The 20,629-nt window shown below is 53.8% G+C and carries 19 protein-coding genes; 12 read left to right on the top strand and 7 right to left on the bottom strand.

The window, feature by feature from the left end:
- Positions 1–28: 28 nt before the first annotated feature.
- From SC206_RS09855 to SC206_RS09845, 3 genes are all read right to left on the bottom strand, one after another.
- Complete coding sequence (locus SC206_RS09855; protein WP_332736656.1) at positions 29–1,384, bottom strand: MmgE/PrpD family protein; 1,356 nt, start codon at positions 1,382–1,384, stop codon at positions 29–31.
- Positions 1,381–2,532, bottom strand: a complete 1,152-nt coding sequence (locus SC206_RS09850) for an amidohydrolase (protein ID WP_332736653.1) — start codon at positions 2,530–2,532, stop codon at positions 1,381–1,383. The genes SC206_RS09855 and SC206_RS09850 overlap by 4 nt, the downstream gene beginning before the upstream one ends.
- Positions 2,533–2,684: 152 nt before the next feature.
- Entirely contained in the window at positions 2,685–3,260 is a 576-nt protein-coding gene (locus SC206_RS09845; RefSeq protein ID WP_332736651.1) for a GNAT family N-acetyltransferase, read from the bottom strand.
- 344 nt (positions 3,261–3,604) lie between these two features.
- Between SC206_RS09845 and SC206_RS09840 the strand changes: the two genes are divergently transcribed.
- From SC206_RS09840 to msrA, 5 genes are all read left to right on the top strand, one after another.
- Complete coding sequence (locus tag SC206_RS09840) at positions 3,605–4,678, top strand: iron-containing alcohol dehydrogenase family protein (RefSeq protein ID WP_332736650.1); 1,074 nt, start codon at positions 3,605–3,607, stop codon at positions 4,676–4,678.
- A gap of 137 nt (positions 4,679–4,815) precedes the next feature.
- Positions 4,816–6,120, top strand: a complete 1,305-nt coding sequence (locus SC206_RS09835; RefSeq protein WP_332736648.1) for an LLM class flavin-dependent oxidoreductase — start codon at positions 4,816–4,818, stop codon at positions 6,118–6,120.
- 84 nt (positions 6,121–6,204) lie between these two features.
- Positions 6,205–7,422 (top strand): aminotransferase class I/II-fold pyridoxal phosphate-dependent enzyme, encoded by a 1,218-nt coding sequence (locus SC206_RS09830; RefSeq protein ID WP_332736646.1) that lies wholly within the window; start codon positions 6,205–6,207, stop codon positions 7,420–7,422.
- 111 nt (positions 7,423–7,533) lie between these two features.
- On the top strand, positions 7,534–7,767 hold the full coding sequence (pptA, locus tag SC206_RS09825) for a tautomerase PptA (RefSeq protein ID WP_332736644.1): 234 nt from the start codon (positions 7,534–7,536) through the stop codon (positions 7,765–7,767).
- Between the two features lie 187 nt (positions 7,768–7,954).
- On the top strand, positions 7,955–8,686 hold the full coding sequence (gene msrA / locus SC206_RS09820) for a peptide-methionine (S)-S-oxide reductase MsrA (protein WP_332736642.1): 732 nt from the start codon (positions 7,955–7,957) through the stop codon (positions 8,684–8,686).
- An 85-nt stretch (positions 8,687–8,771) separates the two neighbouring features.
- Here msrA and SC206_RS09815 read toward each other — a convergent pair whose 3' ends face one another.
- Positions 8,772–9,911: an MFS transporter gene (locus SC206_RS09815; RefSeq protein WP_332736640.1), complete on the bottom strand. Its 1,140-nt coding sequence runs from the start codon at positions 9,909–9,911 to the stop codon at positions 8,772–8,774.
- A gap of 198 nt (positions 9,912–10,109) precedes the next feature.
- Between SC206_RS09815 and SC206_RS09810 the strand changes: the two genes are divergently transcribed.
- Both SC206_RS09810 and SC206_RS09805 read left to right on the top strand, forming a co-directional pair.
- Entirely contained in the window at positions 10,110–10,727 is a 618-nt protein-coding gene (locus SC206_RS09810; RefSeq protein ID WP_332736638.1) for a TetR/AcrR family transcriptional regulator, read from the top strand.
- On the top strand, positions 10,720–11,625 hold the full coding sequence (locus SC206_RS09805) for a LysR family transcriptional regulator (protein ID WP_332736636.1): 906 nt from the start codon (positions 10,720–10,722) through the stop codon (positions 11,623–11,625). The genes SC206_RS09810 and SC206_RS09805 overlap by 8 nt, the downstream gene beginning before the upstream one ends.
- 130 nt (positions 11,626–11,755) lie before the next feature.
- Here the strand turns inward: SC206_RS09805 and SC206_RS09800 are convergent, their stop codons facing one another.
- The gene (locus SC206_RS09800) at positions 11,756–12,535 is read right to left on the bottom strand and encodes an L-threonylcarbamoyladenylate synthase (RefSeq protein WP_332736633.1); all 780 of its coding nucleotides are present in this window, start codon (positions 12,533–12,535) and stop codon (positions 11,756–11,758) included.
- A gap of 216 nt (positions 12,536–12,751) precedes the next feature.
- Here SC206_RS09800 and SC206_RS09795 point away from each other — a divergent pair, with 216 nt between their 5' ends.
- The 4 genes from SC206_RS09795 (at position 12,752) to SC206_RS09780 (ending at position 17,845) form a co-directional block, all read left to right on the top strand.
- Positions 12,752–13,687, top strand: coding sequence for a LysR family transcriptional regulator (locus tag SC206_RS09795; protein ID WP_332736631.1), 936 nt, complete (start codon positions 12,752–12,754; stop codon positions 13,685–13,687).
- 53 nt (positions 13,688–13,740) lie between these two features.
- Positions 13,741–15,270 carry an MFS transporter gene (locus tag SC206_RS09790; protein ID WP_332736629.1) on the top strand — a complete coding sequence of 510 codons (1,530 nt, stop codon included), beginning with the start codon at positions 13,741–13,743 and terminating at the stop codon, positions 15,268–15,270.
- A 110-nt stretch (positions 15,271–15,380) separates the two neighbouring features.
- Positions 15,381–16,433: an HlyD family secretion protein gene (locus tag SC206_RS09785; protein ID WP_332736627.1), complete on the top strand. Its 1,053-nt coding sequence runs from the start codon at positions 15,381–15,383 to the stop codon at positions 16,431–16,433.
- Positions 16,430–17,845: an efflux transporter outer membrane subunit gene (locus tag SC206_RS09780; RefSeq protein WP_332736625.1), complete on the top strand. Its 1,416-nt coding sequence runs from the start codon at positions 16,430–16,432 to the stop codon at positions 17,843–17,845. The genes SC206_RS09785 and SC206_RS09780 overlap by 4 nt, the downstream gene beginning before the upstream one ends.
- A gap of 67 nt (positions 17,846–17,912) precedes the next feature.
- Here SC206_RS09780 and fucP read toward each other — a convergent pair whose 3' ends face one another.
- Together fucP and SC206_RS09770 are read right to left on the bottom strand one after the other, a co-directional pair.
- Positions 17,913–19,157: an L-fucose:H+ symporter permease gene (gene fucP, locus SC206_RS09775; RefSeq protein ID WP_332736623.1), complete on the bottom strand. Its 1,245-nt coding sequence runs from the start codon at positions 19,155–19,157 to the stop codon at positions 17,913–17,915.
- Between the two features lie 520 nt (positions 19,158–19,677).
- Positions 19,678–19,815, bottom strand: coding sequence for a hypothetical protein (locus tag SC206_RS09770; RefSeq protein ID WP_332736621.1), 138 nt, complete (start codon positions 19,813–19,815; stop codon positions 19,678–19,680).
- Between SC206_RS09770 and SC206_RS09765 the strand changes: the two genes are divergently transcribed.
- Positions 19,814–20,596: a Cof-type HAD-IIB family hydrolase gene (locus SC206_RS09765; RefSeq protein ID WP_332736619.1), complete on the top strand. Its 783-nt coding sequence runs from the start codon at positions 19,814–19,816 to the stop codon at positions 20,594–20,596. The genes SC206_RS09770 and SC206_RS09765 overlap by 2 nt on opposite strands.
- Positions 20,597–20,629 lie beyond the last annotated feature (33 nt).

Genomic DNA, 20,629 nt, shown 5'->3' with positions numbered 1-20,629 from the left:
GATAACCTTTCTATCGATACTGGAAGTCTTAGAGTGTTTTAAACGACGTCAGCCGCTTTGCCAATTCAGGCAGGGCGGCAGGCGTTGCCAACTGACACAGAGCCTCAATTTCTGCCCATTCCGCCGCCGAGCTTTTCGACAGACAACTTTGCAGTTTTAACGACTGATCGACACCTTTTGCCACGCTTTGCTTGCGCGTAACTCGCGACACCCAAACTTCGCCGTTTTCGCGTGACAACGTCACCTCATGAAAGCGTTGAGTCGGATCGATTTCATCGCGGGGCGCGGTTTCATCAGGCTGGCGAATCACTTTGCGTGCCAAGCTCATAATTTCATTATTAACCGGCCGTTCATCAAAGTCTTCGAGACTTAAACGATTGTGAAGCAGCACGGCGGCAATGACATATTCCAGGCTAAAACGCGCTTCGATTCCGGTCGCTGGATTGCGCACCGACGCGGCAATATCGCCGCCCGAGGGGAAGGCAACCACGATACGGCTGATATCTTCTGCTAGTTGATTCAGTGGCTTACCACTGTCGGCGAGCCAACGCGCGCGAAGCTCAAAAGCGGCATCGGCGGCGCTGTGAGTTCCCGCGCAGGTCGGGTATGGCTTGAACTCAAGACCCGGCGTGATAATTCGCCAAGGCTGCGCCCAATAAGCGGTTAATTTTTCAGGCTGCTGCTTGCCGCCGCCGTGACTCGATAAAAATGCCTCAATAACATGGGCATTTTTGCCGTCGAATCCGGCAAGGGCGAGTTGAGTGGCTACCACGGCCGTTTCGGCGGCATAACCGGCGTGCAGCGGTTTTACCGAAGATCCAAACTGCGCGCGCAGTCCGCTGGCCCGCGTGGCGGCGATGCCCAGAATCACTGCGGTTTGCGCGACGTCAGCTTGGATAAATCGCGCGGCTGCCGCAGCGGCGGCAATAGTGCCTAATGTGGCGGTATTGTGGAAACCGGCCTGATAGTGCTGAGCTCCGGCGGCTAAGCCAAGTCGACCGGCGACTTCAACGCCAATCACGTAGGCATCGAGAAAATGTTCGCCGTTGAGTGAGTGACCCTGATGAACTGAACAATCACGCGCCAGAGCAAACAGCGCGGGCAAAATCACCGCCGACGGATGCCCGTGAAATTGCTGGTGAAAATCGTCGAAATCCAGCGTGTGTCCGGCATAACCCAACAATAATGCCCAACTCTGAGCGTTTTGCTGCTGTGAAAAAACCGCCAGCAGGCTGCGCAACGGTTTATCTTCAATCTCGCCCAAGACAATGGGCAGCGCCACGGAAACGTAATCGAGCACGCCCGCACGGGCTTTTTCCCGCGCCTCGGCAGACGGCGTTGAATGGACAATAAGGTCGGCAAGCTGCTCGCGTGGCTGACTCATTGCAGTTTCTCGAGCGCGTTTACCGCTAGGCGTTGCAGGTAATCGGCGGTTGGGAACAGCGCGCGATCGTCGACGCGAAACGCCGGATGGTGCAGGGCGTAAGGGCCGCCAGAGCCGATCATGATGAATGCGCCCGGAATTTTTTGCTGGTAGAACGCGAAGTCTTCGCCAATCGGGCTGGCGGCGACGGTCAGTGGCTCAAAGCCCGCTGCCGGGGCTTGTTCCAGCGCGAAATCGACCCATTCGGCGTCGTTGACTACCGACGGCGGACCCGGCTGCCAATTCAGCTCGATTTTAGCGTCGAAGGCGGCGGCAATGCCTTGCAGCAGCTGGCGCAGACGGCGTTCAATCAGCTCGCGAGTCTCCTGATTAAAGCTGCGCACGGTGCCTTCCAGCCATGCGGCTTCAGGAATAACGTTCCACGTCGAGCCGCTGTGAACCTGCGTTATCGAGACCACGGCGTTGTGGTCGGACGGCACGTTGCGGCTCATCAGCGTTTGCACCGCGCCAATCACCTGACCCAAAATAATGATGGGGTCATTACCGTCGTGCGGGCGCGCGGCGTGGCTGCCGATGCCGGTAATCGTGATGTCGAAACGATCGACGCCAGCGGTTAGCGCTCCGGCTTTACTACCCAGCTGGCCAACGGGCAGCGTAGGGTCGTTGTGAATGCCAAAGATAACCGCCGCGTCGTCCAGCGCGCCGGTCGCTAGCAGCGCGGGCGCGCCTTGGCCAGTCTCTTCGGCCGCCTGGAACAGAATTCGCACGCGGCCCTTGAGCTGGCTCTCTTTTTGCTTCAGCAGAATCGCCGCGCCAAGCGCCGCAGAGGCGTGAAAATCGTGCCCGCAGGCGTGCATCACGCCCGGATTTTGCGACACATAATCGACGCCCGACTGCTCGTCGATCGGCAGGGCGTCGATATCAGAACGCAGCACCACCAGCGGCTCTGCGTTGGCATCGCCCAATTCTGCAACCAAACCGGTCGCTAATGGCAGGTCGAGCACGCGAATCTGATGCTTCTCCAGCACGGCTTTAATCCGCGCCGTGGTCTCGAATTCCTGATTCGACAACTCCGGAAAACGGTGCAGCTCAAGGCGAAACGCTTGAATGAACTGAGCAATATCCTGATGTTCTGGAAGAATCTTCATTAATTAGGTTCCTTGGTTCAGACCTGCAAAGCGCAGAAAAAATAGTGTCTAAGAAAAAATTGTGGTTGAGAAAATAGTGGCTAAAGGGTTTCAGTGTCAGCACGCAGTTTGCTGTTGATTGATGACTTTTAATGATGACCCTTTTTTGATGACTAATGATTAGCTTGACGTGCCAGCCACTGTTGATGGGCTGAAGGGTCGAGAATTTTTTTCATATAAAGGGTGATGTGGCCCTTGCCGAGATCTTTTTCATGCATTGGCTCAAAGCCGCGCTTTTGATACATCTCTTTCAACCACGGATGGCTGGTGGCCGTGCCCAGCGAAACGGCGGGCGACCTGAGCTGCTTAATCAGAATCTCCTGCTCGACCCAATCCTGAAGCTGTTTGCCCCAGCCGTGGCCGCTGTAATCAGGGTGCGCGCCAAACCAGCCGATGTGCGGCAGGCCAAACGGACCGGGCAACGGGCCCCACGGATAACGCAGCGTTAACGATGCCACCATTTTCTGGTCGACAAACAGCGCATAAACGCCGTGTTCCGAAAGGTGGCGGGTCACGCGGGCCAAGTCGGCGGTCGCTGCATCGAAATGAATACCCAACTCGCGAATCGGCGCGTAGGCAGCCAGCATCAGCTCGAGATAAGCGTGATTATCCTGTGGCGTTAACTGCCTGAACTCTTTATCTACAACGTCGGTATTAACAAACTCGCTATTTATCGATGAGGAATGCATGAGATATCTCGGTTTACGCAGTGAAAAGGCCAAGGCTTTTTATGGGTTTTTCTCATTATCTTTTCTTTATGCCGTTATTCATAGCAAGCTTTGTTATTTACTTATCTAAAAAACGCATAAGTTATTGCGAATTATGGAATAGCAATCCCACACTCGGTTATTGCTTATTTTCAAAATTCTCGTAGCATATTTCCTAACAGAATCAATGTCATAAAGCGTAGGTTATCCTTTTACTGCGACCCTAGCGAAACGTGCTGATTATCAAAGAGATACGGCAGGTTTTATCATTTAGAGCCCGGCATTTAGCGCTTGGCCTTTCAATAATAAATGAACAGGTTATCGACGTGCTTGCTATTAAATCTCCTCAGACTTATCACCATCAGCCAGGTATTCGCGCCAACGCAGGGGAATATATTGCCCCGCTGTCAAAACAGATCGCGATTATCACTACTATAAGCGCATGGAAAGCGGTTAATCCCGAGCTGGAAGAGAGTTTAAAACAGCACGGAGTGGCATTCAGCGTCGATTTTCTGGCGGGCGAATGTACGCAGGAGGCGATTACTGAACACACCGCGACGGTAAAAGCCAGCGGCGCATCGCTGGTGCTAGGCATTGGCGGCGGGCGCGTGCTGGACACCGCAAAAGGCGTGGGTAATCGGCTCGAAGGCGTGGCGATTGTTACGTTTCCGACCGTCGCGGCAACCTGCGCGGCCTGGTCGCCCATTACCATCATTTATAATGCGGCAGGCGGCCATGAAAGCAGCCAGCCGTTGACCAAAATGCCCGCGCTAGTGCTGGTCGACAGCGAAATTATTGCCCGCAGCGACGTGCGATTCCTGAAGGCGGGGATCGTCGACGCGCTGGCAAAATGGTATGAATTCCGTCCTTATCAGCAGCAAAACGGCGACAATCTGGCGCTGAATCTCAAGGTGCAGGCCGCGCGCTTTGCCGTCGATACTTTTATCGAGTTTGGTCAGCAGGCGATCGCCGACAACCAGCAGCAGAAAGTCAGCACCGCGCTGATTAAAGTGATTGATGCCAACATCGCCGTTGCGGGTATGGCGAACAGCATGCGCGATGATTTTCCGGCACCGGGCGTGGCGCATGCGCTGCACAATCGCATGACTCATCAGCCGGAGCTGCACGATTGGCTGCACGGCGAGAAGGTAGGGTTTGGGCTGCTGCTGCAATCGATTCTGGAAAATAACGGCGGCGAACCTGACGCCACGCTGCTCGCGCTGCTCAAACAGTTCGACGCGCCGTTGCAACTGCCAGACACCTTCGGCAATCGCGAAGAGACGATGCAGGCGATGGCGCAAGAGGTGAAGTTCTCGGATCAAAACAAGGCGCGCCTGCCGTTTACGCTGTCGGCGAGCACCATTTTGCAGGCTCTACAAGCCACCGATCGCCCGTATTAATGGCGTTTATCACGAAAATTTACCAATTTGCCTGACCCAACGGCGGTATGCACGACAGAAGGCATCATCGCCGCTACGCTTTATAATAATTTTATAGTGACTAATAGTTCACATTTCGACTTAGCTTAAGGATTACCATGACCAGGTCCTCAACTCCTTCTCGTCAAATGCGCCTCGGCCTGTTTGTGCAACCTCTTGGCCACCACGTGAGCGGCTGGCGTTTAACCCAGCGTCTCGGCTCGCCAACGGACATCGACTGGCTGATCAGCATCGCCAAAAAGGCCGAAGAAGGCATGTTCGACATGTTCTTCGTCGGCGACGCGCTGGCAACTAACGTCCACCGTTTGCCGTCAACCATGGCGCGCCTCGAGCCGCTGACGCTGCTTTCTGCCGTCGCGGTAAACACTAAATACATTGGTCTGGCCGCCACCGCGTCGACCACCTTCAGCGATCCGTTTACGCTGGCGCGCAGCTTCTCTTCGCTCGATCACATCAGCCGTGGCCGCGCCGCGTGGAACGTCGTGACCTCTTATTCCAACGATGTCGCACGTAACTTCAGTAAAGAAGATATGCCGGGCCACGCCGATCGCTACGCCAAAGCCACCGAATTCCTCGAGGTCACCAATAAACTGTGGGAAGGCTGGCAGGAAGGCGCGGTGATAGCCGATAAAGAGAGCGGGCAATATTTCGTCGACGGCAAAATCAACGCCATCGATCACCGTGGTGAGCACTATCAGGTGCAGGGCCCGCTGAACATCACCCGTTCGCCGCAGGGCAAGCCGGTCATTATCGAGGCGGGTTCCTCAGCCGACGGACAAAAGCTGGCGGCCGCGACAGCGGAAGTCGTGTTTACCGCGTCGGCGAGTCTGGAAGAGGGTCAGGCGTTTTATCGTTCGCAAAAACAGCAGGTTGTGGAAGCCGGTCGTCATCCGGACAGCCTGCTTATCCTGCCGGGCGTGATGCCAATCGTGGGCCGCACGCGTGAAGAAGCGAAAGAGACGTGGCGTCAGCTGAATTTGCTGGTGGATATCGATAACGGCATCAAGCAGCTTTCTGCCCGTTTTGATCTCGACATGAGCCAATTCCCGCTCGACGGTCCGGTACCGGAAATTCCTGCGGTGCAGGGCAATCAGAGCCGCGTCAAGCTGCTAACCGATTTGGCCGAGCGCGAAAATCTGACTCTGCGCGAGCTGGCGGCAATTGCTGCGGGTTCACGTGGACACCGGGTGATTGTCGGCACCGCCGAAGATATCGTCGACGACCTGCAACAGTGGCACGAGCAGCAGGGCGCGGACGGGTTCAACATCATGCCGGCGATTATTCCGGAACAGCTGGATCTGTTTGTCGAGCTGGTGATCCCAGAACTGAGAAAGCGCGGCCTGTTCCGCGAAAGCTACGAATTCACTACGCTTCGCGAGAACCTCGGCCTGCCGTTGGTTTAAGGCTTTTTTTTACACGCAAATCCTAGCGTCGGAACCGTATTGATAAACAAGACGGATAAAACGGACAAAACGGACAAAGAGAACATGAGCGTTTCAAAAAGCACTATTCAGTTGTCGGATCGCGTGCAGCGAGTTGCCATGTCGCCCAACGCGGCGGCCAAACAGCTGACCAACAGCCTGAAAGAGGCGGGCGTCGACATTGTCGATCTCACCACGGGCGAGCCGGATTTCGACACGCCGGAGCACATCAAACAGGCGGCCTATGCCGCCATTGAACGCGGTGAAACCAAATACACGCCAACGCCTGGCATTAAGCCGCTGCGTCAGGCGGTGCAGCGCAAGCTTCAGCGCGAAAATGGTTTAGCGTTTGACGCTGAAAATATCGTGATTGCCAACGGTGCCAAGCAGATTATTTTCAATGCTTTTGCCGCCACGTTGAACGACGGCGATGAAGTATTGGTGCCGGTGCCTTACTGGCCGACCTTTCCCGACAGCGTGCGTTTTAACGGCGGCACGCCAATATTCCTGAATTGCACTCTCGATCAGCAATATAAACTGACGCCGAGCCAGCTGGAGCAGGCGATTACCGCCAAAACGCGCTGGCTGATTCTCAATAATCCCGGCAATCCGAGCGGCGCGGTGTATAACGCCAGCGAGCTTGCGGCATTGGCCGAGGTGCTGCGTCGTCATCCGCAGGTGTTGATATTGCTCGACGAGCTTTACGAGCACGTGCTGTTCGACGGGCGCGAGCATCTCAGCCTGCTGAATATTGCCGATGATTTGCGTGAAAGAACGCTGCTGGTCGGCGGGGTGTCAAAAACTTACGCCATGACCGGCTGGCGAATTGGCTACGGCGCAGGGCCGAAAGTGTTGACGCAGGCGATGGCGGTGGTGCAGTCGCAAAACAGCTCGGGCGCATCATCGGTAAGTCAGGCGGCGGCGGTTGCCGCTTTTGATGGCGGCCTCGAGTTCATCAAACCTCAGGTAGCGGCGTATCAGGCGCGTCGTGACGTGTTGGTCGATAGATTGCAACAGGTTGAAGGTTTACGTCTATTGCGTCCGGAAGGCGCGTTCTTCGTATTTATCAATTGCGAAGGGCTGATTGGCCGTCAACGCGCCGATGGCAAGCTGATAACGTCGGAACAAGACGTAGTCGACTTTATGCTGGAAAGCGGCGTCTCAGGCGTTGCGGGCAGCGCCTTTGGCCTCTCGCCGTACTTCCGCCTGTCGATTGCCACCGATTTGGCGACCGTCGACGAAGCCGGTAAACGCATCGCGGCGGCCTGTCACTCGCTAAATTAAGAGCAATGAAATAAGACGTCGCTCTCGCACAGAGTGATCGTTTTTTTCTGCGTTATCCCTGTAGGATATTCAATAACTTTATGGGGATAACCCCTTACTCGGAGAATAGTCATGCCACACGTTGATTTGAAGTTTATTACTCGTAACCTGACCGAAGAGCAGCAGAACGCGATTTCAGAAGACATCGTTGGCGTGCTGAAAAAGCATTTCGGCAGCACCGATGATTCGGTTTCCATCCGCCTGAATGAAATTCCAAAAGATGACTGGAAGGGCGAAGTTTACGATCCCATCATCAAGGCCAACCTCGATAAGCTGGTGAAAAAGCCCGGCTATTCAATGGATTGATTTAGCTTGATCCTCGGAAGCGGCGCGGGTAATTTCGTGCCCGCTGCTCTTAAACCGATCATGACAAAATTGTCATGATCGGGTCATCGTATTAACCCGATTTAGCTGCCATCTTTGATGTATCTGCCGAGGAAACAGGGCCGCCAGTGCGGTCGAATTATCCGGCGACTTCCCCGCGAGGTACATTATGCAAGCCACTCAGAAAAGATTCTCAGCCTTACGCCGCTCCGGCCCTTGGGGCGCGTTGATTGCCATTACTGCGTTACTGTGGTGCAGCATTGCCTATTCGTTTGGCGGCGCTGAACCGGCTGTCTCAATTCCGGCCCCTCAACAAGATGAAACGCCTGGCACCTCGCATTCAGAAACCGCGCTTTTCGCGGGCGGCTGTTTTTGGGGCGTAGCGGGCGTGTTTCAGCATGTGAAAGGGGTGACCAAAGTGGTTGCTGGTTACACGGGCGGCGCGGCTGATGATGCACATTACGAAATAGTCAGCTCCGGTGATACGGGCCACGCCGAATCGGTGCAGGTCACGTTTGACCCAACACAAGTCAGTTACGGCGCGCTGTTGCAGGTTTTCTTTTCTGTCGCCCACAATCCGACCGAGCTAAACAGGCAGGGCCCCGATTCCGGCACTCAATACCGTTCGGCACTCTTTCCATTGACTGATTCTCAAAAACGGGTCGCGCAGGCTTACATCAAACAGCTTGATGCCAGTAAAGCCTTCGATGAACCGCTGGTGACCAAGGTGGAAGCGCAAAATCATTTTTACCCTGCCGAAAGTTATCACCAGAATTATCTGGTCGAAAACCCCGACGCGCCGTATATCGCTATTAATGACATGCCGAAAATTGGTCAGTTAAAACAGCTGTTTGCCACCCGTTATCGCACGGAACCTTTGTTGACGCCGGTTTCGGGTTAGTGCTGAAGGCCTTCCTGCTCCTTACCTAGGTAAATAAACAGGAAGGCCATACTTTTAGATTAAGGCGGAAAGCAGTTCAGGATTGTTACGCTGCGGCCGATCCGTGTTTTCTTTCGCCTGACGGGAAGCCATGCTTTCGGGCGCGCGATGCAATCAGATAGCCGAGTAGAGCGAGCACCATTACGACCCATGAGAAAGATTGCGCGCCTGAATGACTCAGGATCAGGCCGCCCACCATGCCGCCAAGTGCAATCGCCGAATTCCAAATCACAACGTTTAAAGAAAGAGCGATATCAACGCCATTCCCGGCAGCATCGGCAAGCGCCGTTTGCAGCAGCGTTGCCGCACCACCAAAGGTGACTCCCCATATCGCCACGCCGCAGAAAATAACCACAGGTGAAGTCGATGCGAGGGCAAATGCCAGCGCCGTTAAAGCAAATACGCCTAAACTCAACAGCACGCTACGGCGTAGAAAACGTTCAACGAATCGTCCAGTAATAAAAATGCCAACCAACGCGGCAACACCAAAAGTAAGCAGCACGAGGTCAACTCGCGCACTGAGTCCAGCCTGCGCGACAAAAGGAGAGATGTAGGTGTAAAGAATGTTATGAGCCAGCATCCAAACCATCACCACGGCCAATACCGAACGCACACCGGGCATTAACAGCACTTTTTTGACGGATAATGATGATTTTTCAGACTCTCCGGGGAAATTCGGCACTGAGAGCAAAATCCACGCCATTAGTATCAGTGAAAGCACCGACATCACCCCAAAAGTGAGACGCCATCCCAATAAATCACCCATCCATGTCCCGAGCGGAACGCCAAGCGACAGCGCAATAGGCGTGCCCACCATCGCAATGGCCATTGCCCGACCCTGAAGTGAGGGCACAACCAATCGTCTGGCATACCCCGCCAGTAAACTCCAGGCAAGTCCGGCAGACGCGCCGGCCATAAAGCGCACAAACAGGGTAAAGGAGTAGTTTCCGGAAAGCGCAGTAAGGCTGTTAAATATCAGAAAACCCAAGACTGTCAGGAGGATAACGTGACGACGCGGCCAGCGCCGAGTTAGCACCGTCAGGGGAATGGCGGCGACAAGCGACCCCGCCGCGTAGGCAGAAATGAGCTGTCCTGCGTATGAAATTGAAACGTTCAGACCGGCACCAATTTGCGGCAGCAAACCAGCCGGAATGGTTTCGGTCATAATGCAGATGAATCCGGTCATTGCAAAAGCCAGGAGTGGCATTATCGGTAATGATTGCGAAGGAGCGTCGGGTGATGATGAAAAGCGGGGAATACGGGCCATTGTTTTTTCACTTATGTAACGATCAGTATATAAGTTTTGTCATGGCAGGCAGGTATTGTCAATGATTTATATATCACTTAGTATATAAGTCATGATTTGCCGCAGGAGTATAAAAAAATGAGAACCGGACGCCCAAGGCAGTTTGACCGTAATCTTGCCGTGCAGCAGGCAATGCACCTCTTCTGGCAAAATGGCTATGAATCTACTTCTCTGACACAGCTTAAAGCTGCCATTGGTCAGGGCATTACGGCACCGAGTTTTTATGCAGCTTTCGGCTCAAAAGAAGCTTTATTCAAAGAAACCGTGAGTTGCTATATGAATTCACATGGTCGAGTTACCGAACCACTCTGGGATAAAACGTTGTCTGCGCGTGAAGCTGTCGAACGCACTTTGCGGCAGTCAGCACGCATGCAATGTGAGCAGACCCATCCACCGGGTTGCATGGTAGCACTGGGCGTAATGTCAGCCTGCTCGCAGGAAAATCAGCAGGTTATGAAAGTGTTTGAAGATTCTCGCAATCATAATCGGCAGGGGCTTAAAGCCTGTATAACACGCGCAATTGAAGACGGTGAATTACTCTCCTCTACAGATATTGCAGGGCTTACCGCGCTCTTTGACAGTTTTTTACTGGGAATATCGACATTGGTGCGTGACGGTGTCACTCTTGATGCCATTGAAGCCGGTATCACGCAAGTCATGAAACTGTGGGATGTAAATAAGCAGACTTATGGATAATATTGAAAATCTCACCGCGATGGTGGTGTTTGCCCGCGTGGTTGAAACCCTGAGCTTTACCGAAGCCGCGAATACGCTGCGGATGTCGAAATCGTCGGTGAGCCGTGAGATTGCCAGCCTTGAAGTCAGACTCGGCGCGCAGCTGCTGACCCGCACCACGCGTAAAATTGCGGTGACCGACGTCGGCCTGCGCTATTACCAATTCTGCAATCGCATTCTCAATGAAATCAAAGGCGCCGAGCACTTTATTCGTCATTTTCACGAAGAGCCGATAGGCAATCTGCGGCTTACCGCGCCGGTCACCTTTGGCTGCCAGTGTGTCGTGCCGGTACTTAATCACTTCATTAATAACAATATTCACGTCAACGTCGATCTCGATTTAACCGATCGTCCGGTCAATATGGCCGACGAGCTTTACGATTTGGCCATCGTCATTACTCGAGACAAGCCCGACACCACACAGCTAAAGCCGCTGATTCCGATCACCTGGGGGCTTTACGCCGCGCCGAACTATGTCGCGCGGCTGGCTAAAATAGATCATCCGGAAGATTTGCCGCGTCACGACTACATTCTGTTTCGCGGTCCGGCGCACACCATTTCGCTGCCATTTTATAAAGACAAGCAGAAGCTCGACATCGACGTGCGCAGCCGTTTTCGGGTCAATAACAGCGTAGCGTTGATGAGCTCGGCAATCGCGGGCGGCGGTATTGCTTATCTGCCGGATTATATTGCGCAGGAATCGGTGAAAGAGGGCAAGCTGGTGCAGCTGCTGCCTGACTGGAAGATGGACACCTATCATTCGTGGGTGCTGTTTAAATCGGAGAATATGCTCTCGGCGCGCGTGCGGCTGTTTGTTGACGATCTGGAACGTAAACTTCGTCAGACCTATTTTCGTTAATAACTTCTTATGAGAATAAACAGCAAAACGGGCACCCTTGGACGCCCGTTTTCAATTTAATCTATCAACTTTCAATACATTAAGAACGCAATACTCGTTCTTGAAACTTAGTAGTGATTACTTTGATAAATTAATAGTAGTTACCCTGACGGTAATCCCAAGTCAGGAAGATGTCTGACATGATGGACATAATCTTGTCAACATCCAGACCTTTACGGATCAGGATTGGGCAAGGCGTCACGCTGCGTTGACCATTTTGCTCAGGCACCAGCGTGCCGTTTTCGTCAACCATCGACACCATCACGCCCTGCTCGTAGCGCGTCTTTTCGGTTTCGTTTGGCTGAATAGAAGTTACATATTCGTTAGCTTCGATAATCAGGTCAGCGTGAGATTCGATACGCTCGCCGATACCTTCAACTTTGCCGCGGTTGCCTTTGCCTGATGGATTGGCAGAGCTGGCGAAGGAGAATTTACCGTGGTTTTCCCACAGCTCTTTAGCCAGAATTTCGCCCGGCTTGCCGAATTTGATCACGAAGCAGCTGGTGTCGCGCTTGTCCATCATCATGGTTTTAGAGCCGTCATCAGGAATACGCGCCTTGGCGTCTTCTTTCCATGGCAGGATGCAGCCCAGCAAAATGTCTTTGTCCCAGTGTTGCTGATACAGCGCTTCGATTTCCGGATTCAGCTGAGCCAGTGATTTCAGCTGCTCCAGCGAGCCGCACAGCACAACGCCCGGCTTGTTGCGGTTACGCTCTTTGGCTTCGAATTTACGATCCAGACCTTTTGCGTCGGAGGTCATGATGATGTAACCCACTTTGGTTGGGCAAACGATCATTCCGCCTTCGTTAGACAGGATTTCAACTGCTTCCGGCTGTAACGCACCATTCCATTGAATTTTTTTGCTAGACATTTTTGACCCTTCCAAAGCAAGTGATTAAGTATGTTCGGTGTTGCCGAACCAGTGAAATCATCCTACCGTATTTTTGCTAAACGGGAAGTATCAAAGTAAATTTATCAACATTGTTTCACCCTGGGAACAATAGGTGCAGAAGGGGCGTCATTCCAGCTAGCTGACGGCGATGAGCCGTGTTATAAAAATCTAATCCTATTGAAATGACTGATAAAAATGAAACTTCCGGATTTAAATCTGATCATTGCCTTGGACGCACTGCTGGAAGAGGGAACCGTGGTCGGCGCAGCGCGACGCATGAACCTAAGCCCGCCCGCCATGAGCCGCACGCTGGCGCGAATACGCGAGCAGCTTGGCGATCCGATTTTGATAAAAGTCGGGCGGAAAATGGTGCCAACGCCGCGCGCTTTGGCCCTTCGCGAGCAGGTGCAGCTTACGTTGAACAGCGCGGTGAGCCTGCTGCAACCTCAGGACGATCTCGACCTGGCGCAGCTTTCGCGCACCTTCACCCTGCATGCCAACGACGTTTTTATCAGCGCCTTTGGAGCCGACCTGCTCAGCCGCTTGCGGCAGGAAGCGCCCAATGTCGGGCTGCGTTTTACCCCTGAAAGCGGCAGCGACGAAAATTGCCTGCGCGACGGCAAGGTCGATTTATACATCAGCGCGGTGCGTCCGCTCGGCGATGAAATTCATCAGCAAACGCTGTTTACCACGCGTTTTATGGGGTTGGCGCGGGAAGGGCATCCGATTTTTGACCAGCCAATAACGCCGCAACGTTTTGCCGCCTATGAGCAGATTAGCGTGTCGCGACGCGGCCGAGCGCGCGGGCCGATCGACGAACGCCTCGCCGAATTGGGGCTGGTGCGCCACATCTCGCTGGTCGTGCCGACTTTTCATACCGGCGTCTTCTCTGTGGGTCACTCCGATTTGATTCTTCCGCTGCCAGAACACGTGGTGCTCGCCGTGCAAAAAATGGGCGTCCGTTTGCGGAGTTTTGCGTTGCCCATTGAAGTCGACAGCATTCCCATCGTGCAGGCATGGCATCCACGTTTTCAGCGCGACGCGGCGCATCGCTGGTGTCGACGTCTCGTGCATGAACTCTGCATCAGTGCGCCAAACGCACGCCTCGCGTGCATAGATAGCAATTTTTGAATTCCTAAACTCTCCCTAGACTGAGCCTCTCAATCAACGGGAGAGGAAAAATAATGCACACCACAGCGCAACCCAAGGCGATTCCGCCGGTCGGGAACTTTTCGCTGCGCATCATGACAGGGCTGGTCGGCGTGTTGCTGGCGTCTCTGGTTGCCGGACTCAACGAACACGTCACCGATATCGCGATGATAGATGTGCGAGGCGCGATGTCGATCAGTTATGACGAGGGCAGTTGGCTGACCACGCTGTACGAAGCCACGCAGGTGGCCGCGATGGCGTTTGCGCCATGGTTTTCGGCTACGCTGTCGCTGCGACGCTTTACACTCGGCGTCACCAGCGCCTTTATGCTGCTCGGCATTCTGTGTCCGTTTGCGCCAAATCTATCCACACTTTATCTGCTGCGTACTTTGCAAGGCCTGTTCGGCGGCTGTCTGCCGCCCATGCTGATGAGCGTCGCGCTGCGTTTTCTTCCTCCTTCGATCAAGCTTTACGGCTTGGGTGCCTACGCGTTAACGGCGACCTTTGGCCCGAATTTGGGGCTGCCGCTCGCCGCGCTGTGGACCGAATATGTCGGCTGGCGCTGGGCATTTTGGCAAATCATTCCGCTCTGCTTGCTGGCGATGACCGCCGTATGGTGGGGGATTCCGCAAGATCCGCTTCGACTGGAACGTTTTAAACAGTTTGATTGGCGCGGCGTTTTGTTGGGCTTGCCGGCAATTACCTCGCTGGTGGTGGTTCTTGAACAGGGCACGCGTCTCGGCTGGCTCGATTCGCCCTTTATCTGCCATCTGTTACTGCTCGGTTTAACCAGCCTGACGCTGTTCATGATCAATGAATGGTTTCATCCGCTGCCTTTTTTCAAGGTGCAACAGCTGGCGCGCCGCAACCTGACGTTCTCGCTCATCACGCTGGCCGGCGTGCTGGTGATTCTGGTCGCCGTGCCGGGCATTCCTGCAGGCTATCTGGCCGAGGTTCAGGGTTATCGACCTTTGCAAACCGCGCCGTTGGCGTTGTACGTGGCGCTCGGTCAGCTCGTCGCGCTGCCGCTGGTGTCGGCGCTGTGCAATATTCCACGGATTGACTGCCGCTGGGTGCTGGCCTTCGGGCTGGGGCTGATTGCCGCGACCTGTTATCTCGGCAGTGAAATGACCTCGGACTGGATCCGCAATAATTTTTACGGCCTGCAAATGTTGCAAATTCTGGCTCAGCCCATGGCGGTGATCCCTTTACTTCTGCTGGCAACTCATGGCTTGCCGCCCATCGAAGGGCCTTCTGCGTCGGCCTGGTTTAACACGGTAAAAGGAATGGCGGCGGTGGTCGGTACGGGCGTGCTCGAAGGCATAACCACCCAGCGCGAGCATTTTCATTCGAATGTGCTGGTCGATCAGTGGGGCAATCGCGCACCGTTTGATGGCTCAGGTTCCGCGCTGGCCTTGATGGCGGAACAGATTCGCGCGCAGGCTTTTGTGCTGGCCTCGGCGGACCTTTATCACATCATGGCGCTACTGACGTTGGCATTAATCGTTTTTATCCCGCTGATGGCGACGCGCGTTTATCCGCCACGTCCGGTTGCAGGTGCCTAGTTTTTAAGGGCGTATTTTTCAAGGCCTTAACTTTCAAGGCCTTAGCTTTCAAGGCCTTAGCTTTCAGGTGATTAGTTTTATAAATAAGGGATGACTAAAAGGTTTTAACGATGACAAAACAGATATTCAAGAAAAATAGCCTGCTGGCGGCGATAGTGCTCGGGGCAATGGTGGTGGTATTGAGCGGCATGAAGTTGATCTCCAACGGCCAGAATCAAACCACTAACGACGCCTTTGTCAGCGCAGATTATACGCTGGTTACGCCGCGCATTACGGGCCAGATTGAAAAGGTCAGCGTAAGTGATAATCAGTTTGTGCATCAGGGGCAGCCGCTGGTCGAGATTGATAACCACGACCAGCGCGCCGCATTAAACGCCGCGCAGGCCGACGTGCAGGTTCAGCAGGCGATGGTGGTTAACGCGCAGGCCAGCTTGACCCAGCAGCAGTCGATTATTGCGCAGGCGGCCGCCACATTGGCCGCGAGTCAGGCTAATTTTGTCTTTGCCAAAGCTGATTTGGCGCGTTATCTCGATTTGGCTGCGCAGGGAGCGGGCAGCCAGCAAAACGCCCAGTTAGCGCGTTCGCGTATTGATACCGCGCAGGCCAACGTGGCGCGCGATACCGCAACGCTAAAAGCCGCGCGCGAGAAAACGGCAATTTTACGTGCCGAATGTGAACGGGCTGCGGGTGAATTAAACAAAGCGCAGGCCACGCTGGAGATGGCGGAGCTTAATCTTTCTTATACCAAAATCGTTGCGCCGATTGACGGCTGGGTGGGTAAAAGGGTGGCGCGTGAGGGCGCCTACGTCACGCCGGGTAATCCGCTGCTGGCGCTGGTGCCGCTTAATCGTGCCTATGTAATCGGCAATTTTCAGGAGACGCAGCTCGAGCAGGTGCGCGCGGGCCAGCCGGTAGATGTGCGAGTCGACAGTTTTGGTGGGGCCACTTTGCACGGCAAGGTCGACAGCTTTGCACCCGCGACAGGGCTGACCTTCTCTGCAATTACGCCTGATAACGCGACCGGCAATTTTACCAAGGTGGTGCAGCGTATTCCGGTGAAAATCCTGCTTGATGCGGGTCAGCAGCAGGCCGAGCGTCTGCTGGTGGGCATGGCGGTCGAGGCGACCATTCATACCGGCGCGGCGCAAGAGGATAAACGATGAAAACGGCCTGTTTAGTTATCAGCATCTCGCTGCTGTCGGGCTGCATGGTCGGACCCAATTTTACGCCGCCAAAAAGCGAAACTCCGGCCACATGGAGGCAAGGTAAGGCCGAAAGCCAGACGGCAGCAACGGAAATCTCTGCACAGTGGTGGTCACTGTTTCACGATCCGCTGCTCACGCGGCTGATAGAACGTGCTTCGCAGAGTAATCTCGACCTGCGCGCCGCCAGCGCAAGACTGCTTCAGGCGCAGGCGGCGCGGCAAATTATCTCGGGTGACAGCACGCCGACGGTGACGGGCGCGGCCAGTTATCAACGCGCGCGCAACAGCCAGAAGGGGCTACAGGATATTTCCGGGCTTGACGGCAAAAAAGCCTACAGCGTCTGGCAGCCGGGCGTTGATGTCTCTTGGGAGCTGGATATGTGGGGCCGCGTGCGACGCGAGCTGGAGTCGGCCAATGCCAGCGTTGAAGCCAGCGCCGAGCTGCGCCGCGACGTGCAGCTATCGATTCAGGCGGAAACGGCGCGCGACTATATTCAGCTGCGCAGCGTGCAGGCGCAGCGAAACACCACCGAGCAAAATCTGGCGTTGGCTCAGCACAGTCTCAAACTGACCGCAGTAAAAATGCGCGACGGCGTAGCAACGCGCCTCGAAGGTGCCGAAGCGCAGGCGCAGGTGGCGCTGATTCAGGCTCGATTGCCGATTCTTGACCAGCAACAGTCGCGGCTGATCAATGCGCTGAGCTTCCTGTTGGGCGAGCAGCCGGGCGCGCTTAACGCCGAGCTTTCAGCGGTGAAAGCGTTGCCGTTGACGCCTGCTAAAGTGCCGGTGGGTTTGCCTTCGGAGCTAACGCGTCGTCGGCCTGATATTCGCGCCGCGGAGGCGAAGCTGCACGCCGCCACGGCAGACATTGGCATCGCCACGGCAGATTTTTATCCGCGCCTTACGCTGTCGGGTGATGTCGGACTACAGGCGATGCAATTCAGCCAGTTAGGCAGTTGGGGCGCGCACTATTTCAGTTTCGGTCCGAGCCTGACTTTGCCTATCTTTGAAGGCGGCCGCCTTCGTGGACAGTTGGCTTTGCGAAAGGCGCAGCAGCAGGAGGCGGCGAATCATTTCCAATCGACGGTTCTGAAAGCCTGGCATGAGGTGGATGACGCGATGGTTGATTACGATACCTATCAGCAGCAGCGTAATCAGCTGAAAATCATGGTCGATAACGATCGCCTCGCGCTTAACGCCGCGCAGCAGCAGTATGTTGGGGGCGCTACGGATTTTCTTAATGTGTTGACGGTGCAGAAAGAGTTGCTTAATGCCGAGAAGGCGCTGGTTGTCAGTGACGCTGAGGTTTCACTTTCAATCGTGCAGCTTTACAAGGCGTTGGGAGGCGGTTGGACGACAGAGCAGGGTTGATGACAAAAATTTGCGGCTCTCGTAATGAGAGCCGCAAGGCGCATTTCTTTAGTTAATTTAGCAAAAATTAATGGCTCGGTTTATAGCCTTTACAGCCGTACCAGGCGATGTAGAGGTAACACACCAGCGGTACGACAAAAGAAACCAGCAAAGAAACGTGGTCGGCGACGGCAGCCTGAACGATTGGCATAATCGCGCCGCCCACAATCCCCATGCACAGTGCGCCAGACGCGCGGCCCGTCAATCCGCCCAGACGATTCAGCGCCAGCGAGAAGATAGTCGGGAACATGATGGAGTTGAACAAGCCAACAGAGAGAATCGCCCACATGCTGAACGTGCCGCGCATCAGAATCGCCGAGGCAATCAGCAACACCACGATAAACGCGTTAAACGCCAGCAGACGGTTGGCTTTGATACGGGTCATCAGCACGCTGCCGATGAAGCGTCCGACCATTGCGCCGCCCCAGTAAAGCGCCAGCTTGTGGCTCGCTTCTACCGCAGAAAGTGCTGCAATATCAGGACGTTCCAGCAGGCTTATCAGGTAGCTGCCAATCGACACTTCTGCACCCACATAGGCAAAAATACCGATTACGCCCAGAACCAGATGCTTCTTCTTCCAAAGCGAATGGTCTTTACCATCATCCTGTTCAATCTCATTGCTCAGCACGGGCAACTTGCTGAATTTAATGACGATAGCGATCAAGATCAGTAAAGCAGTCAGCACCAGATAAGGCATCTGTACCGAAGACGATTCGCTGGCGTAATACTGTTGCAGCTGGTCGGCTGGCAGTTGATTAATCTGATCCGCGCCAAGCACTACCGCAGAAAGAATAAACATGCCGCCCAAAATGGGACCGATAGTGGTGCCGAGGGCATTAAAAGCCTGCGTCAGGTTCAAACGGCTGGCCGCAGATTCGGCGCTACCGAGTGAGTTGACATACGGGTTGGCAGCCACCTGCAGCAGGGTCAGGCCGGAGGCCAGAATAAACAGCGAGAGTAAAAATAGTGGATACGAACGCAGCGAAGCAGAAGGGTAAAACAGCACGCAACCCGCTGCGGCAACCAGCAAGCCAATAATGATCCCGGCCTTATAGCCAAATTTACTGACCACCTTGCCCGCAGGGTAAGACATCACAAAATAGGCAACGAAGAAGCAGAATTGAACCAGCGAGGCCTGAACGTAGCTTAATTCGAACAGCGATTTCAGGTGCGGGACCAAAATATCATTCAGCGAGGTAATTAATCCCCACATAAAGAATAACGCCGTTAGCAGAGCCAAAGGCCCTTTGTAACTTGTAGTTTTGTCGTTCATGTAAATTCCTGTTACCTATAACTGTCAGATTATCCGACCCGAAGGCGCTTCTGACTTGACGATAAAATGCCGATGCTGAGTGAGCATCGTTATCTGACCCTGATGGCTTTCTTTTAAGTGGTAAAAATTTGTGCCCGCTGAAAAGTGACGTAGCGCACATTTTTTTGCGAGCGAAAGATTACATAAACTTTAATGTAAGACAAGCGATGGCAATAATTGGCGACACTTAAAATAACAGGCTCGAACTTTAAAATGGCTCTATAAAACAGAGGGTTAAATGGCAATCGTGGCTCTAGCTCTATTGCCGGGTTGGTAGCTATTATTATAAATGTGATCTGGATCTCATTAAGCCCAGTGATGACAATAAATAAGCGGGAAAATATCGCTTAAATAAAAGCCAAAATGCGGGGGCAAATCAAACAAAATTCAGAGGCTGCCAAGTTTTGCTTAGAGGATTAACAGGGGGTTTGCTACTCTCTGACCTCACGTTGACTCAACGATCAACGAATTTAAATCTTATTTAATTTGCCACCGATGGAATCCCTATGCCGACACTCAAGCCATTAAACGAGCCAACGACTACTCCAACAAATGATCCAACAACTAATCCAACAGCTAATCCAACAACTAATCCAATAAAGTTGATCGCTGTAGACATGGACGGCACCTTTTTAAACGACGAAAAACAGTATGACAAAGCGCGCTTTCTAGAGCTTTATGCCGAACTCAAGGCGCGAGATATCCGCTTTGTGGTCGCCAGTGGCAATCAGTATTACCAGTTGGTGCATTACTTTCCCGAAATTCAGCATGAAATTGGCTTTGTCGCCGAAAACGGAGCCTACGTGGTAGACGCTGGCGAAGAGATTCATTGCGGAAAATTCGCCGATGAAGAGGTCAGCCGGATCCTTGAATTGTTGGCCGACATTCCCGAGATTAATCTGGTGGTTTGCGGCAAAAACAGTGCCTACGCGCATTCCAGCATGCCGCAGGAGATCGTTGAAAAGATGTCGAATCACTACCGTCGGCTGAAAAAAGTCGAGGATTTCTCGACGGTTGAAGATGTTATCTTCAAGTTTTCACTGGGCGTGCAAAACGATGTTATCCCGACCTTACTGAAAAAGCTGGCGCTTGAAGTCGGCGATATTACGCAGCCGGTGAGCAGCGGTTTCGGCTTTATCGATCTCATCGTACCCGGTTTGCATAAGGCTAACGGCCTGAGTTTGTTGCAGGCGCGCTGGGGAATTCATGAAGATAATGTGGTCGCTATCGGCGATAGCGATAATGACATCGAAATGCTGCGTCACGCGGCTTTCAGCTTCGCGATGGCCAATGCCAGCCCAGCGGTGGCAAAGGTTGCGGCCTATTCCACTGAAAGTAATAATCAGCAGGGTGCGTTAAATGTGATCGCCCGCGTATTAAAGGGTGAAGCGCCGTTTTAGTTTAAATAAAGTTTTCAGAACATCTTATGGTTG

The organism is Rouxiella sp. T17 (assembly GCF_036663475.1).
Taxonomy (GTDB): Bacteria; Pseudomonadota; Gammaproteobacteria; order Enterobacterales; family Enterobacteriaceae; genus Rouxiella.
The sequence above is the reverse complement of the archived record's forward strand: the minus strand, read 5'-3'. Positions and strand labels throughout refer to the sequence as shown.